This is a genomic window from Bacteroides sp. 3_2_5, assembly GCF_000159855.2.
Taxonomy (GTDB): Bacteria; Bacteroidota; Bacteroidia; order Bacteroidales; family Bacteroidaceae; genus Bacteroides; species Bacteroides fragilis.
Genome location: NZ_JH636043.1, coordinates 400,863 through 415,907 on the forward strand (window position 1 = coordinate 400,863; position 15,045 = coordinate 415,907).

12 protein-coding genes are annotated in these 15,045 nt (G+C 46.0%); 8 read left to right on the forward strand and 4 right to left on the reverse strand.

What is annotated here, in order from left to right; genetic code table 11:
- The first annotated feature begins 10 nt into the window (after positions 1-10).
- Positions 11-1,675 carry a putative transporter gene (locus tag BSHG_RS18360; RefSeq protein WP_005790885.1) on the forward strand — a complete coding sequence of 555 codons (1,665 nt, stop codon included), beginning with the start codon at positions 11-13 and terminating at the stop codon, positions 1,673-1,675.
- A gap of 87 nt (positions 1,676-1,762) precedes the next feature.
- Here the strand turns inward: BSHG_RS18360 and BSHG_RS18355 are convergent, their stop codons facing one another.
- Positions 1,763-2,392: an AAA family ATPase gene (locus tag BSHG_RS18355; RefSeq protein WP_011203450.1), complete on the reverse strand. Its 630-nt coding sequence runs from the start codon at positions 2,390-2,392 to the stop codon at positions 1,763-1,765.
- Between the two features lie 165 nt (positions 2,393-2,557).
- Between BSHG_RS18355 and BSHG_RS18350 the strand changes: the two genes are divergently transcribed.
- From BSHG_RS18350 to BSHG_RS18340, 3 genes are all read left to right on the forward strand, one after another.
- Positions 2,558-3,910, forward strand: coding sequence for an MATE family efflux transporter (locus BSHG_RS18350; protein WP_008657522.1), 1,353 nt, complete (start codon positions 2,558-2,560; stop codon positions 3,908-3,910).
- A gap of 40 nt (positions 3,911-3,950) precedes the next feature.
- A complete protein-coding gene (locus BSHG_RS18345) occupies positions 3,951-4,520 on the forward strand; it encodes a Crp/Fnr family transcriptional regulator (protein WP_008657523.1) in 570 nt (189 codons plus the stop codon).
- Between the two features lie 284 nt (positions 4,521-4,804).
- Entirely contained in the window at positions 4,805-5,296 is a 492-nt protein-coding gene (locus BSHG_RS18340) for an HU family DNA-binding protein (RefSeq protein ID WP_008657524.1), read from the forward strand.
- A gap of 217 nt (positions 5,297-5,513) precedes the next feature.
- Here BSHG_RS18340 and BSHG_RS18335 read toward each other — a convergent pair whose 3' ends face one another.
- Together BSHG_RS18335 and BSHG_RS18330 are read right to left on the reverse strand one after the other, a co-directional pair.
- A complete protein-coding gene (locus BSHG_RS18335) occupies positions 5,514-7,724 on the reverse strand; it encodes a patatin-like phospholipase family protein (RefSeq protein ID WP_008657525.1) in 2,211 nt (736 codons plus the stop codon).
- 188 nt (positions 7,725-7,912) lie between these two features.
- Positions 7,913-9,304: an MATE family efflux transporter gene (locus BSHG_RS18330; RefSeq protein WP_005790896.1), complete on the reverse strand. Its 1,392-nt coding sequence runs from the start codon at positions 9,302-9,304 to the stop codon at positions 7,913-7,915.
- Positions 9,305-9,411: 107 nt separating this feature from the next.
- Here BSHG_RS18330 and lysS point away from each other — a divergent pair, with 107 nt between their 5' ends.
- The 3 genes from lysS (at position 9,412) to BSHG_RS18315 (ending at position 13,619) form a co-directional block, all read left to right on the forward strand.
- Entirely contained in the window at positions 9,412-11,139 is a 1,728-nt protein-coding gene (gene lysS / locus BSHG_RS18325; protein ID WP_005790897.1) for a lysine--tRNA ligase, read from the forward strand.
- Positions 11,140-11,238: 99 nt separating this feature from the next.
- Complete coding sequence (locus BSHG_RS18320; RefSeq protein ID WP_005781396.1) at positions 11,239-12,234, forward strand: NAD(P)H-dependent glycerol-3-phosphate dehydrogenase; 996 nt, start codon at positions 11,239-11,241, stop codon at positions 12,232-12,234.
- A gap of 47 nt (positions 12,235-12,281) precedes the next feature.
- Positions 12,282-13,619 carry a glucose-6-phosphate isomerase gene (locus BSHG_RS18315; RefSeq protein WP_005790898.1) on the forward strand — a complete coding sequence of 446 codons (1,338 nt, stop codon included), beginning with the start codon at positions 12,282-12,284 and terminating at the stop codon, positions 13,617-13,619.
- An 84-nt stretch (positions 13,620-13,703) separates the two neighbouring features.
- On the opposite strand, the gene BSHG_RS18310 is transcribed toward BSHG_RS18315, so the two are convergent.
- Entirely contained in the window at positions 13,704-14,210 is a 507-nt protein-coding gene (locus BSHG_RS18310; protein ID WP_005798172.1) for a DUF5035 family protein, read from the reverse strand.
- Positions 14,211-14,307: 97 nt separating this feature from the next.
- On the opposite strand from BSHG_RS18310, the gene BSHG_RS18305 reads away from it, so the two are divergent.
- Complete coding sequence (locus tag BSHG_RS18305; RefSeq protein ID WP_008657527.1) at positions 14,308-15,036, forward strand: HAD family hydrolase; 729 nt, start codon at positions 14,308-14,310, stop codon at positions 15,034-15,036.
- The last annotated feature ends 9 nt before the right edge of the window (positions 15,037-15,045 follow it).

The window sequence follows — 15,045 nt, forward strand, 5'->3', positions numbered from 1 at the left end:
CTACTATATTATGGATTGGTTACAAGATTTATTATGGAACCCCAACTCCGTAGCCCACATCGTCTTCCTCTACGCTTTCGTAGTGGCGGCAGGTGTCTATTTGGGAAAGATCAAGATCTTCGGAGTCTCTTTAGGGGTTACCTTTGTTTTGTTTGCCGGCATCCTAATGGGACATTTTGGCTTCACAGGCGATACCCATATCCTACATTTCATCCGCGAATTCGGATTGATATTGTTCGTATTCTGTATCGGTCTTCAGGTGGGGCCTTCTTTCTTCTCTTCATTTAAGAAAGGCGGAATGACCCTAAACATGCTGGCCGTAGGAATTGTGGTATTGAACATTGCCGTAGCAATGGCGCTCTATTTCATTCTGGGAGGCAGAATCGAGCTCCCCATGATGGTAGGTATCCTGTACGGCGCAGTCACAAACACCCCGGGACTCGGTGCCGCACAAGAAGCACTGAATCAATTGAGTTATTCCGGTCCGCAGATTGCATTAGGTTATGCCTGTGCTTATCCGTTGGGAGTAGTAGGTATCATAGGCTCTATCATCGCAGTGCGTTACATCTTCCGCATCAACTTCGCCAAAGAAGAAGAGAACTGGAATCAAGAGACTGACGGCACTCACCACAAGCCACACCTTATGAGTCTGGAAGTACACAACGAAGCCATCTACGGAAAAACCCTGGGCACAATCAGCAGCTTCCTCGGACGTCCGTTTGTTTGTTCGCGCATCCGTAAAAACGGGCACGTCAGCATTCCAAACCACGGCACTATCCTGGAACAGAATGACCAGTTATTTGTGGTATGTTCAGAAGAAGATTCAGATGCCATTGTAGCCTTTATCGGACGCGAAGTGCAAGTAGACTGGGAGAAACAGGATATGCCGATGGTATCACGTCGTATCTTGGTAACCAAACCGGAAATAAACGGAAAGAAGCTCGGTATGCTGAACTTCCGCAGCATGTATAATGTCAACATTACCCGTGTCAACCGTTCGGGTGTCGACCTGTTTGCTAACCCCAACCTGATACTGCAAGTGGGTGACCGTGTCATGGTAGTAGGCTCCGAAGACGCTGTAGAACGGGTAGCCAGTGTACTTGGTAACTCTTTGAAACGCCTCAACGAACCGAACATTATCACATTGTTTGTGGGCATCTTCCTGGGTATCCTGTGCGGTAGTCTTCCCATTGCATTTCCGGGTATGCCGACTCCTGTCAAGCTCGGCCTTGCCGGCGGACCGCTGGTGGTAGCCATTCTGATAGGACGTTTCGGACACAAACTACATCTGGTAACTTATACAACTCAAAGCGCCAACCTGATGATACGTGAAATCGGTATCGTTCTCTTCCTTGCCAGTGTAGGTATCGAAGCCGGAGCAAATTTCGTGGATACGGTAATCCATGGAGATGGTCTGCTTTATGTAGGTTGCGGTTTCCTGATCACGATTATTCCTTTGCTGATAATCGGGGTCATAGCACGTTCGTATTATAAAATCAATTACTTCATGCTGATGGGATTGATTGCGGGTAGCAATACCGACCCTCCCGCATTGGCCTATTCCAATCAGGCAACCGGTAGCGACGCACCGGCAGTAGGTTATTCTACCGTATATCCGCTATCGATGTTTCTCCGTATCCTTGCGGGACAAATGATATTGTTGCTAATGATGTGATAACGATACACCCTGATACAGCAATGGCCAGTTACCATGTTTTTATTTACATAGTAATTGGCCATTTCTATATGGTAACAGCTTCTATTACAAAGCCAGTTTCTTCACCACAAATTCTTCTATAAACCTTACCGTTTCATCAATTCCCAATACCGAAGAATCGATGCAAAGATGATAGGTCGCAGCTGCTCCCCAGGTTTTATAGCTATAGTAATTATAATATTCTGAACGCTTCTTATCCGCCTTATTCATTTTTTCTGCGGCTGCTTCTTCAGAAATTCCGTGGATGCGACACAGACGGGCTATACGATCCTCTTGCGAAGCAGAAATGAAAATATTGGCACAACGGGGATGTTCACGCAAGATGTAATCGGCACACCGCCCCACAAACACACAGGATTTATTTGCCGCAAGATGCCGGATGACATCACTCTGGATTTTAAAAAGAGCATCATTGCTCAGGCAATTGGTGCAAGGCATGGCACCATCACTAATAAAAGGAAAACGCATCCCAAACAACCCGCCGATAATACCCTGAGAGGCTTTCTCGTCGGCTTTCTCGAAAAACTCCCGACAGAGTCCGCTTTCCTCCGAAGCCAGATTAATCAGCTCTTTATCATAGAAATCGATGCCTAACCTGGCTGCCAATTTTTCTCCGATCTCTTTTCCGCCACTGCCCAACTGACGGCCGATATTGATGACATAATTACCATTCATAGTACTTTTGTATATTGGTTCAATAGCAAACATACACATTATTTCCGAAAGAAGAAAATAAATAATGTACCAATATACAGAGTGCCGCATTTCTTATCAATTGGTAACTTTTATCCATTTTCAGAGTCGTATCTTTGCAGCCGCAAAAAAATAAACATTGTTTTTATGAAGGACAGCATTGACTTCGGAAATATGGAAATTCCGAGACTATTCAGGAAATTATTGATTCCAACAGTACTTGGAATGGTCTTTTCCGCCGTGTTTGTAATCACCGACGGTATATTTGTCGGTAAAGGTATAGGCAGTGATGCCCTGGCAGCGGTCAACATCACGGCTCCGCTATTTATGATAACCACCGGCATCGGACTGATGTTTGGAGTGGGCGCATCTGTTGTAGCTTCCATTCACCTGTCACAAGGTAAACGAAAAGTTGCGAGTATCAACATCACACAGGCACTTGCCTTTTCGGCCTTACTTATTCTAGTGCTATCGGCACTCTGCTGCTATTTCGCAGAGCCTATCGGCCGATTACTCGGCAGCTCGGAACGGTTGTTGCCTCTGGTGGTGGAGTATATCAATTGGTACGTACCTTTCCTCGTATTCTACCTGCTCCTAAGCGCCGGCATGTTTTACATCCGCCTGGACGGATCGCCCAACTATGCCATGATGTGCAACGCCGTATCGGCCATTATCAATATCATACTCGATTATGTCTTTATTTTCCAATTGGGCTGGGGAATGATGGGAGCTGCTTTTGCCACCAGCCTGGGCACTATGGTCGGCGGATTGATGACACTCATTTATCTCCTCCGTTTTTCCCGTAACGTAGGTATTTACCGTATCAAGCTGAGCTGGAAAAGCATGCGGCTTACCTGCCGTAACATCGGCTACATGATCAGGCTGGGATCTTCCGCCTTTATCAGCGAGGCATCCATTGCCAGCATGATGTTCCTGGGGAATTATGTGTTTATCAGCCATTTGGGAGAAAGCGGTGTAGCCGCATTCAGCATTGTATGTTACTTCTTTCCTATCATTTTTATGGTATACAATGCCATCGCCCAATCGGCACAACCCATCATCAGCTATAATTTCGGACAACAGAACCCGGTACGGGTCGCACGTACCATCCGGTTGGCATTGAAAACAGCTTTAGGCTGCGGCATTTTTTTCTTTGCCGCCACTCTGGTATTCAATCACCAGATAGTCGGGCTGTTTATCGATAAAAGCTACCAAGCCTATGATATTGCGGTAAACGGTATTCCTTACTTTGCAGTCGGCTATCTGTTTTTTGCGCTCAACATAGTGGGCATCGGCTATTATCAAAGTATCGAACGTGCCCGGCGCGCCACTGTCATCACCCTTTTCCGGGGAACATTGTTCATGCTGGCAGGTTTCCTGCTCTTGCCTCCGGTGCTGGGAGTAAGGGGCATTTGGCTGGCCGTTCCTTTGGCCGAACTGCTGACCTTATTGCTTATTATCGGAATTTACCTGAAGGACTCTTTCACCGTTCGCCGATGATACGTATCTTTGCATCACTCAAACAGATGCAAAGAGTCTTATGGAAACATTTATTGAAAAGTTCAGAAACAGCTATCATCTTTCAGAAAACGACACGCAAACCCTGCTCAGCTATATGGAGGAGATCCGTTTCAAAAAGAAAGAAGTCATCGTCCATGAAGGCTCCAAAAACGGAAATCTGTATCTGATAAAGCAGGGCATCTGGCGTGCCCATTATCTGAAAGATGGAGTGGACACTACCATTTGGTTTGCCGGTGCAGGCGAAGCTGCCTTTTCGGTATGGGGATATGTGGAAAATACTGCATCGCACATCACGATTGAAGTCATGTGCGATAGCATAGCCTACTGTATTCCGGGATCAACCCTGAACAATCTTTATGCTTCATCGCTCGGACTCGCCAACCTGGGACGGCAACTGATGGAACGGCAACTGCTCAGCCTCGAAAACTGGCTGATCAGCGCCGGAAGCCCCAAAGCTAAAGAACGTTATCTGACTCTTATCAAAGAACACCCCGAACTATTACAAAATGTGCCTTTAAAGCATATAGCCTCTTATTTGTGGATTACACCACAGTCGCTGAGCAGAATCCGGAGAGAAATGACAATGTAATTTCGGAGCTTGACACAGCGACAGAGCGGGTGAAGACCTCAACAGAGGCTTTGCCATACTCCTCTTTCCATATTTCTCTCGTTATACCAATCATTCGCTCCATTTAGTCCTCAATCTCTTTCCTTTCTATCTCTTTTTAGTTACCTTTGTAAGGAAGCGAATACGAGTTGCACAACTGGTACATGACGAGTTGCACAACTGGTATACGACGAGTTGTACAACTGGTAACGTACAAGTTGTGTAACCGGTACATCGAATCATATTAACCTTTCATACAAAGCACTATGGGACTCATTTATTTAGTCAGAAAGAAAAAGTTCAGAACAGCCGAAGGGATCAGAGAACTCTATTTTGCCATCCAGCGGAAACTTCAGAAAAGAGGTGGCAAGAACGAAGAAGACCTTGCCGAAATCCTTTCGGCAAACAGTTCACGAAGCAAAGGGGAAGTATTGAGCATCCTCACCGATCTGCCGGACGTGATAGAAGAGATATTGAAAAATGGAGAATCCGTATCCATCAGAGGGTTGGGATCGTTTCATGCCTCCATTACAAGCAATGGCTTCGAGCATCCGGAAGATGTATTGCCTCACGAGGTACGGGTATCCAAAGTATATTTCATTGCCGACCGCAAGTTTACCCAACGTGTCAGCCGGATGAAATTCTTTCGCTACCCACTATCCAAATATTTCCCAAAGGACTTGTTACGCCCCGAAACAATCAGGGAAGAAGAGACTCGGGAAGAGGAACCGGAGTTCATTCCTGACGATGACGAATGAAACGGATACCGCATAAAAAACATGGAGCTTGTCCGGCATCTCTGCCCGATCAAAAGAGGAATCTGATACATCCCATTACAGACAGATGACAGCAGCCCTCCGGATTCATGAGTAAACTGACGAACCGACTTGAACTTCAGGCCTGCGTCATCCGGTGGTCTGCGGCAAAGGAGACCGGTCCGGGACAAGCTCTCTGTCTCGTTCCCGAACCGGTTTATCAAAAGACATATCCCAGATTTACATAAAATCCCACCTTGTGAGATCTGCTGGAGTATCCCAAAGAAGCCTCGAGCGGACCGAACAGACTATCGTAACCATATCCCACACTACCGCCCCAAACCGGTTTTGCTCCCCAGATATCAAAAAAGTTATCATTCCGGAAAGCCACGTTTCCGGTAAAGGTGACATAGTTCTTGCTACCGATACGCTGCCGCAACTTCAGGCTTGTCACCAGAACAGAGTTGTCCACAATCTCCAGATTCGTGATGCCGGCAAAAGGAAGTTGTTGAGGCAGATAGTGCCCGAAATTCTCGCCTCCCATGGCATTCAGATACGGATAAGGTATATTTTTACCGATAAGCACCCGCCCATACAAAGAGGGAATCAGGGCAAAGCGATCGGTCAGTGAAAAGACACCGGCCCATGATGCCGCAAGGGCAGAGAAGGGAGCATGGCCTTTATAATGTGTCAGATTATCGGTATAGAGCGAGTAGCGTCCCTGCACATCGGTCCCCTTGGAAGGGAAATATCCCTTGTTGTACGTATTGTAATGCAACTGTGCAAAATAGCTGAAGAAGTGTTGGGGCTTCACCTCCAGACGCTGCCCGCCGGTGTTGTAAAGAAAGTCTTTATACTTAAAGAACTCAAAATTCAGCCCGGCGCCAAAGCGCAGGTTGCGAAACCATACATCCGAGAATCCAAACTCACCCGAATGATACTTATAAGTAGTGTTATAGGAACGCCTTCCGTGATCGTAGATATTGATATCGTTGTACTCAAACTGATAAGCAAAATTGAAATTGCGCATCTGCATCGGTGCCAATGTATATTCGACCCGGGCGAGATAACGTTTTCCCAGCCTTCCCGTCACCGAAACCCACGAAGGAACACGCGTATCGAGCCGGCTCCTGACGTTCAACAGAAGCGAGGCAATCTCTTCCGAATCAAAACGGATACCCAGATTAAGATTACGTTCATACTTCTCTTCCAGGATGAAGTGCAACTGATATCCCTGAGGGGTGTCGGTCAGTTTATAGCTGACATTGGAGTAAGCCTGACTGCCGCGCAAGGTGGTCAGAGCTTCATAAAGCTGTTCCATACGCATCTTGCTGTTTTCCTTCAGGTGACAGCGATGCATGATCCATTTCTTGTCACTATCCTCGATGCCGTCAAAAGTGATCTCCTTAACAAAAATGTCTTTCGAAGACCACAATGAACTGAACGGACCATGACGCGGGGCAACATAGTTCTCAGGCAGTCCTATTTCCTTCTTCAGCTTTTGCAAAGCGGTCCACTGTTCACGGGCAGCCTCTTCGCCCCGGTTCACCAAAGTATCAAGCGCGGGAATATTGAAACTTGCAGCAGAATACCCTTTCACATCCACCTTGATATAGACAGTGGCCAGTTTGATATTCTCTTCGTATCGGGTCTGCCCGGTCAGATTGATAATCTGATTGAAGATTTCACTGAGGTTGTTCAGTTCATCGGCAGTGCGGAGATCATTCTGCACATCGACACCGATAATGACATCAGCTCCCATGGCATGGGCTATGTTGGTCGGGAAATTATTTTTCATGCCACCGTCCACAAGAATCTTATCACCCAGGCGCACCGGAGTGAATACGCCGGGAATAGCCATACTGGCGCGCATGGCGGTAGCCAACACTCCGTTATGAAATACGACTTCATCTCCGTTTACTATATTCTCCGAAACACAGGCAAACGGGATAGGCAGTTTATTGAAGTTGATGGAGTCGTGATAACCGACTGTCAGTTCCGAAAAAAGATTGGCCAGATTCTGGCCTTTGATAACGCCTCCGAACACATTGGCCTTCAGATTCTTCTTTAAAGGAACAGAGAGGACGTAGGTTTCCGAGTTCTGACGTTCGGTCATGGTCTGGTCTTCCCAACTGATACGGTCGCTGAGCAAGAGAGGCCAATTCTGATGATTGACCATGCTATCGAGCTGATGGGGAGTATAACCGATGGAATAAAGCCCGCCGATGATGGACCCCATACTAGTTCCGACAATATAATCGATAGGGATACCTGCTTCTTCAATCACTTTCAGAGCGCCGATGTGGGCCACTCCCTTGGCACCTCCACCACTCAAGACCACAGCAACACTCTTACGCTGCTGGGCATGTACAGGTGAGAAAACAAACAGACTGATACACAGGATAAGGACAAAACAGATTCGCTTTTTCATGACTACTACATTGGTTTCTGATCATTACAGATAAAAGACAAATGCCGGCTGCAATTTGTTTAGCCCACCGGCATGAAAGTAGTCAATCCTTATTTTTGCTTCAACCGAAAGAATAGAATAAGGTGTGCATGAAGGAAGACGGTCCGCATGGTATACGCCGCAACGTTCTCCGGCAGTTGCCACCGAAGTCAGGCAGCCTGTCTGTCATGGATACGGAACAAGCGGAACTGCCACCACAACATCCCCGCCGAGATCAGACTGGCTATCAAGTCGGAAACAGGCATACTTACCCATACGCCTGTCTGACCGAAATACCGGGGCAGGATCAACAGACAGGGAATCAGTATCAGCACCTGACGGGTGATAGACAGAAAGATAGCTTTACTCGCCATCCCGATGCTTTGGAAGAAGTTCGACGTCACCATCTGGAACCCGACTATCGGAAAGAACAGCACCACAATCCGAAGTCCTTCGGCCGACTGACGGATCAATTCTTCGTGGGAAGTAAAGATAGATACGGCCAAGCCGGGGATCAACATTCCCATCAGGAAACCCGTAGTTGTTACAATGGTGGCTCCATAAATGGTAAGCTTCAACACACGGGTCACCCGGGGATAGAGCCGGGCGCCGAAATTATATCCGGCTATGGGCTGCATCCCTTGGTTCAGCCCCATCACAATCATCACAAACAAGAAAACAAGACGATTGACAATACCAAACGCACCGATAGCAAGATCTCCGCCATATTTTTTCAACCCCTGGTTAATCAGGATTACGATAAAACACGACGCAAGGTTCATCAGGAAAGGAGCCATACCGATGGCGAGCGAGTCGAATACGATTTTCCGTTTCAACCGGAAAATGCCCCGATGAAAATGGAGCAACTCTTCCTTATTGCTGAATAGCCTGAACTGCCACATCAGAGAAATGACCTGTGCCAGGATAGTGGCTATGGCTGCTCCTTGAATGCCCCAGCCGAAGCCGTAAATAAACAGGGGATCGAGAATCGTATTGATAACCACTGTAGCAATAGTGGCATACATTGCCTTTTGCGGATGACCGGCCGAACGAAGCACGGCATTCAGTCCCAGGTAAAGATGGGTAATGACATTACCATAAAGTATCACTTTCATATAATCGCGGGCATACCCCACAGTTTCGTCGCTGCCTCCGAAAAAATAAAGGATAGGATCGAGAAAAATAAGGGTAAGTATCGTAAAAGCAAGCCCGATGATGATATTCAGCACCAATACATTTCCCAGCACACGTTGCGCCGTATCGTAATCTTTTTGTCCCAGCTTTACCGAAACCAGCGTGGCAGCCCCCACTCCGACCAACGAACCGAAAGCCGCCGCAAGATTCATCAGCGGAAATGTCAGAGCAAGCCCCGAAATAGCCATCGGACCAACCCCGTGACCAATAAAAATGCTGTCTACCATGTTGTAAAGTGAAGATGCGGTCATAGCGATAATAGCCGGAATGGCATACTGCATCAAGAGTTTTCCAATCTTTTCGGTGCCCAGCGCAGTGGGCGTCTTTTGTCCTGTCATACCTATTATTTTGAGGGTGCAAAGATACAAATCTATTTAGAATTAAAGGTGAAGAATAAAGAATAAGAGTTACAATGCCGTATTTCTAAGAAAAGTTTCGTATTTTTGCCTCCAAAATTGAGTTAATATCTAACGAAATGAACATATTAGAACTAAGTGAACAGGAAATCATCCGACGTAACAGTCTGAATGAACTTCGCGCGATGGGCATCGAACCCTATCCCGCAGCAGAGTATGTAACCAATGCTTTCTCAACTGATATTAAAGCCGAATTCAAAGATGACGAGACACCCCGCCAGGTATCCGTAGCCGGTCGCATGATGAGCCGCCGCATAATGGGTAAAGCCTCTTTCATTGAATTGCAGGACTCTAAAGGCCGCATCCAGGTATATATCACCCGTGATGACATTTGCCCGGGAGAAGACAAGGAAATGTACAACACTGTGTTCAAACGCCTGCTCGACTTAGGCGACTTCATCGGAATCGAAGGCTTCGTATTCCGCACACAGATGGGCGAAATCAGTATCCATGCACAAAAGCTGACGGTACTCGCCAAATCGATCAAACCACTGCCTATTGTTAAATACAAAGACGGCGTAACTTACGACTCTTTTGAAGATCCTGAATTGCGTTACCGCCAGCGCTATGTCGACCTGGCTGTCAACGAAGGTGTTAAAGATATTTTCATCAAACGCAGCAAAGTATACAGTTCCATGCGCGAATACTTCAACTCAAAGGGATACATGGAAGTGGAAACTCCGATCCTGCAGGCCATTGCCGGAGGAGCAGCCGCGCGTCCGTTCATGACTCACCACAATGCTTTGGATATTCCTTTATACATGCGAATCGCCAGTGAGCTTTACCTGAAACGCCTTATTGTCGGCGGTTTTGAAGGTGTATACGAGATCGGTAAAAACTTCCGTAACGAAGGTATGGACCGTACACACAATCCAGAATTCACCTGTATGGAGATATATGTAGCCTACAAAGACTACAACTGGATGATGGAATTTACTGAAAAAATGATCGAAAAGATCTGTCTGGACGTAAACGGTACTACCGAAGTAAAAGTAGGCGACAACATCATCAATTTCAAAGCGCCCTATAAGCGTGTCACTATGCTGGGAGCCATCAAAGAGCACACCGGTTACGATCTGACAGGAATGAATGAAGAGCAGATTCGCGAAGTTTGCAAGAAACTGAACATGGAAATCGATGATACGATGGGTAAAGGTAAACTGATCGATGAGATCTTCGGTGAGTTCTGCGAAGGCACTTATATACAGCCTACATTCATCACGGATTACCCGATCGAGATGTCTCCTCTTACCAAGAAGCATCGTGACAACCCTGAACTGACAGAACGTTTCGAATTGATGGTAAACGGTAAAGAGTTGTGTAACGCATATTCTGAGTTGAACGATCCGATCGACCAGTTGGAACGTTTCGAAGACCAGATGAAGCTGAGCGAAAAGGGAGATGATGAAGCGATGATCATCGATAAGGACTTCGTCCGTGCATTGGAATATGGTATGCCTCCTACTTCGGGTATGGGTATCGGTATGGACCGTCTGACTATGCTGATGACCGGTCAGTCGACCATTCAGGAAGTATTGTTCTTCCCACAGATGCGTCCGGAGAAAGTCGTACCGAAAGACAGTGCTTCCAAATTTATGGAACTGGGCATTGCCGAAGAGTGGGTACCTGTCATCCAGAAAGCAGGATACAATCAGGTGGCCGACATGAAAGAGGTTAATCCGCAGAAATTCCACCAGGATATTTGTGGCATCAACAAGAAATACAAATTGGAACTGACCAATCCGTCAGTTAACGATGTAGCCGAGTGGATACAGAAAATTAAATAAATTAAGAATGAAGAATGGCGATGAGGAGCCGGAGCATTTGACCTCCGGTCTTCCCTGCACCATTCTTCATTCTTCATTTTTAATTCTTAATTTATAGAAATGAAATTACCCGGTAAGATAGCGATAATGGGCGGAGGAAGCTGGGCTACAGCCATCGCAAAGATGTGTCTGGCTCAGGAAGAGTCTATCAATTGGTATATGCGGCGCGACGACCGCATCGCCGATTTCAAACGGCTCGGGCATAATCCAGCCTATCTGACAGGCGTAAAGTTCGACATGAAGCGCATTAATTTCAGCTCCAACATCAATGATGTGGTGAAAGAGTCTGATACGCTAATCTTCGTCACCCCTTCTCCATATCTGAAAGCTCACCTGAAAAAGCTGAAAACACGGATCAGAGACAAGTTCATTATTACCGCTATCAAAGGTATTGTCCCCGATGACAATCTGATTGTCTCGGAATACTTTAACAAGGAATATGGCGTTCCTCCCGAAAATATTGCCGTACTGGCCGGTCCATGTCATGCCGAAGAAGTGGCTCTGGAACGTCTCTCTTATCTCACCATCGCTTGTCCGGACAAGGATAAAGCACGCGTTTTTGCCCGCCGACTGGGCAGCAGTTTCATCAAGACTTCTGTTAGCGATGACGTGATAGGAATTGAATACAGTTCCGTACTGAAAAATGTATATGCCATAGCAGCAGGCATCTGTAGCGGTTTGAAATATGGAGACAACTTCCAGGCCGTACTGATATCAAACGCTATCCAAGAGATGAATCGCTTCTTAAATACGGTACATCCGATAAACAGAAACGTAGATGAATCTGTTTATCTGGGTGATTTGTTGGTGACCGGCTACTCTAACTTCAGCCGTAACCGTACGTTTGGTACCATGATCGGTAAGGGATACTCTGTAAAAAGTGCCCAAATCGAAATGGAGATGATAGCGGAAGGATATTATGGAACAAAGTGTATTAAGGAAATCAATAAACATCATCACGTAAATATGCCGATACTGGATGCTGTATACAACATCTTATATGAGCGCATATCTCCGATGATTGAAATAAAATTGCTGACTGACTCGTTTAGATAAACAAGGAAGCAGACAAATAACTCTTTAACTCCTAAATAAAGAAAGATATGATTAGTTTGAACATTGAAAAAACTTTTGGATTCATTTCCAAGGAATCGGTTTCTGCCTACGAAGCTCAGGTAAAAGCCGCACAGGAAGCGCTGGAAAACGGCACTGGTAAAGGTAACGACTTTCTGGGGTGGTTGCATCTGCCCTCTTCTATCAGTAAAGAGCACCTGGCCGACCTGAAAGCTACCGCACAAGTATTGAGAGACAATTGTGAGGTAGTGATCGTAGCCGGTATCGGAGGAAGTTACCTGGGTGCCCGTGCGGTGATCGAGGCATTGTCAAACAGCTTCACTTGGTTACAGGAAAAGAAAACAGCACCGGTCATGATTTATGCCGGCCACAATATTGGTGAAGATTATCTGTACGAACTGACAGAGTTTCTGAAAGATAAAAAATTCGGTGTAATCAATATCTCTAAATCCGGTACAACTACAGAGACCGCTCTGGCATTCCGCCTGCTGAAGAAACAGTGTGAAGATCAACGCGGCAAAGAGATGGCAAAGAAAGTAATCGTAGCCGTTACAGATGCCAAGAAAGGTGCGGCACGCGTTACTGCAGATAAAGAAGGATACAAATCTTTCATTATCCCTGACAATGTAGGAGGACGTTTTTCCGTGTTGACTCCGGTAGGTTTATTGCCCATTGCAGTAGCCGGATTCGATATCGAGCAACTGGTAAATGGTGCTGCCGACATGGAGAAAGCTTGTGGAGCCGATGTTCCTTTCGCAGAAAACCCTGCAGCGATTTATGCCGCTACTCGTAACGAGTTATACAAGAACGGCAAGAAGATAGAGATTCTTGTTAACTTCTGCCCGAAGCTTCACTACGTAAGCGAATGGTGGAAACAACTTTACGGAGAATCTGAAGGAAAAGATAATAAAGGTATCTTCCCGGCAGCAGTCGATTTCTCTACAGACCTGCACTCGATGGGTCAGTGGATTCAGGAAGGTGAACGCACAATCTTCGAAACAGTGATCTCTGTAGACAAAGTGAACCATAAGTTAGAAGTACCTTCGGATGAAGCTAACCTGGATGGCTTAAACTTCCTGGCCGGCAAGCGCGTAGACGAAGTAAACAAAATGGCCGAATTGGGAACCCAATTGGCTCACGTAGACGGAGGAGTTCCCAATATGCGTATCGTGATTCCGGAACTGAGCGAATTCAGCATCGGACAATTACTCTATTTCTTCGAAAAAGCTTGCGGTATCAGCGGCTATCTGCTGGGCGTAAATCCGTTCAACCAGCCGGGTGTAGAAGCATACAAAAAGAACATGTTTGCTTTACTGAACAAACCCGGATACGAAGAAGAATCAAAAGCTATTCAGGCAAGACTGTAAGAGCCCAATAAAACAAGTATATAATAGAAAAGAGCGGTACTATCGGAAGTATCGCTCTTTTCTATTATATACCGATCCGTCAGATCAATCGTCTTGTTTATCGGAAGTTTTGATTTCCAATTCATACTTGGCCCCTTCACAATTAACAGGTTTGGAGAAAAGGTAGAATTTAAGTTTCACTCCATCTTCGGTCACTTGCTGCACCTTTGCCCTGATACCTATTTGAGTCTGAGAAACTCCATCCTTAAACCCTAACTTGCCATTATCCTTATCCGTAAACTCTTTATCATCACTGAGCGTCTCTTCCGGCAAATCATTAAAATCAATCTCCACAGCAGTCTCTTTACTACCCGGAGTTTCCTCTTTTACCAGAAACGTATTCAACTCCTCTCCATTGCCGTCCAGTTTTAACGAAATTTCGAGTTCATCATCTACTTTGAGAGGAGGTAAGGCCTCCATTTGCCGGGTATAATCCATCTCTCCGTCATTGACGTACAGTCCCTGCATTTCGATCGTAGGACTTGGAACAGAATCTTTGCAAGCGGTAGTCAGCAAGCATAACGACAGTAAAGGGAAAAATAGTTTTTTCATGCAATCATATCACTTAATAGATTTTGCAAAAATACATATTCTGTTCGATTCACCAAAATAATCGTATCTTTGCACTCCAAATCAATAGGTATATATCATGTTTCAGGAAGCAATTGCGCAATATCTCAAGCAAAATCATTATGAATCTATCCAACTGAAATCCGTGCTTTTCGATATGGACGGCGTACTTTTCGACTCCATGCCTTATCATGCCGAAGCATGGCACAAGACCATGAAGGCCCATGGACTGAATCTAAGTCAGGAAGAAGCTTACATGCACGAAGGCCGTACGGGGGCCGGAACTATCAACATCGTATGTCAACGTCAATTGGGACGTGACGCCACTCAAGAAGAAATAGAGAGCATTTATCTCGAAAAGAGCATCGAATTCAACAAGCATCCCCAAGCCGAACGCATGCCGGGTGCATGGGAATTACTACAAAAAATCAAAGCGGAAGGTATCATCCCGACCGTGGTTACCGGTTCCGGACAAGCCTCACTGCTGGATAGACTCGAGCATAACTTTCCGGGAATGTTTCGTCAGGAATTGATGGTGACTGCCTTCGATGTCAAATACGGAAAGCCGAATCCGGAACCCTATCTGATGGCATTGGAAAAAGGAGGATTGAAACCTAATGAAGCTATTGTCATCGAAAATGCCCCTTTAGGTGTAGAAGCCGGACATAAAGCCGGAATATTCACCATTGCTGTCAACACCGGACCTCTGAACGGGGAAATACTACTGAATGCCGGTGCCGATTTATTATTCCCTTCAATGCAAGCCTTATGTGAATCCTGGGAGAAATTAGTCCGGCTCCTACATTAATTGGTCAAT

Bases quoted from the DNA above. Each gene is read 5' to 3' on its own strand.
- BSHG_RS18305 (WP_008657527.1), top strand. From the start codon at position 14,308: ATGTTTCAGGAAGCAATTGCGCAATATCTCAAGCAAAATCATTATGAA.
- BSHG_RS18360 (WP_005790885.1), top strand. From the start codon at position 11: ATGGATTGGTTACAAGATTTATTATGGAACCCCAACTCCGTAGCCCAC.
- lysS (WP_005790897.1), top strand. From the start codon at position 9,412: ATGAACATATTAGAACTAAGTGAACAGGAAATCATCCGACGTAACAGT.
- BSHG_RS18335 (WP_008657525.1), bottom strand. From the start codon at position 7,724: ATGAAAAAGCGAATCTGTTTTGTCCTTATCCTGTGTATCAGTCTGTTT.
- BSHG_RS18350 (WP_008657522.1), top strand. From the start codon at position 2,558: ATGAAGGACAGCATTGACTTCGGAAATATGGAAATTCCGAGACTATTC.
- BSHG_RS18345 (WP_008657523.1), top strand. From the start codon at position 3,951: ATGGAAACATTTATTGAAAAGTTCAGAAACAGCTATCATCTTTCAGAA.
- BSHG_RS18320 (WP_005781396.1), top strand. From the start codon at position 11,239: ATGAAATTACCCGGTAAGATAGCGATAATGGGCGGAGGAAGCTGGGCT.
- BSHG_RS18340 (WP_008657524.1), top strand. From the start codon at position 4,805: ATGGGACTCATTTATTTAGTCAGAAAGAAAAAGTTCAGAACAGCCGAA.
- BSHG_RS18355 (WP_011203450.1), bottom strand. From the start codon at position 2,392: ATGAATGGTAATTATGTCATCAATATCGGCCGTCAGTTGGGCAGTGGC.
- BSHG_RS18310 (WP_005798172.1), bottom strand. From the start codon at position 14,210: ATGAAAAAACTATTTTTCCCTTTACTGTCGTTATGCTTGCTGACTACC.
- BSHG_RS18315 (WP_005790898.1), top strand. From the start codon at position 12,282: ATGATTAGTTTGAACATTGAAAAAACTTTTGGATTCATTTCCAAGGAA.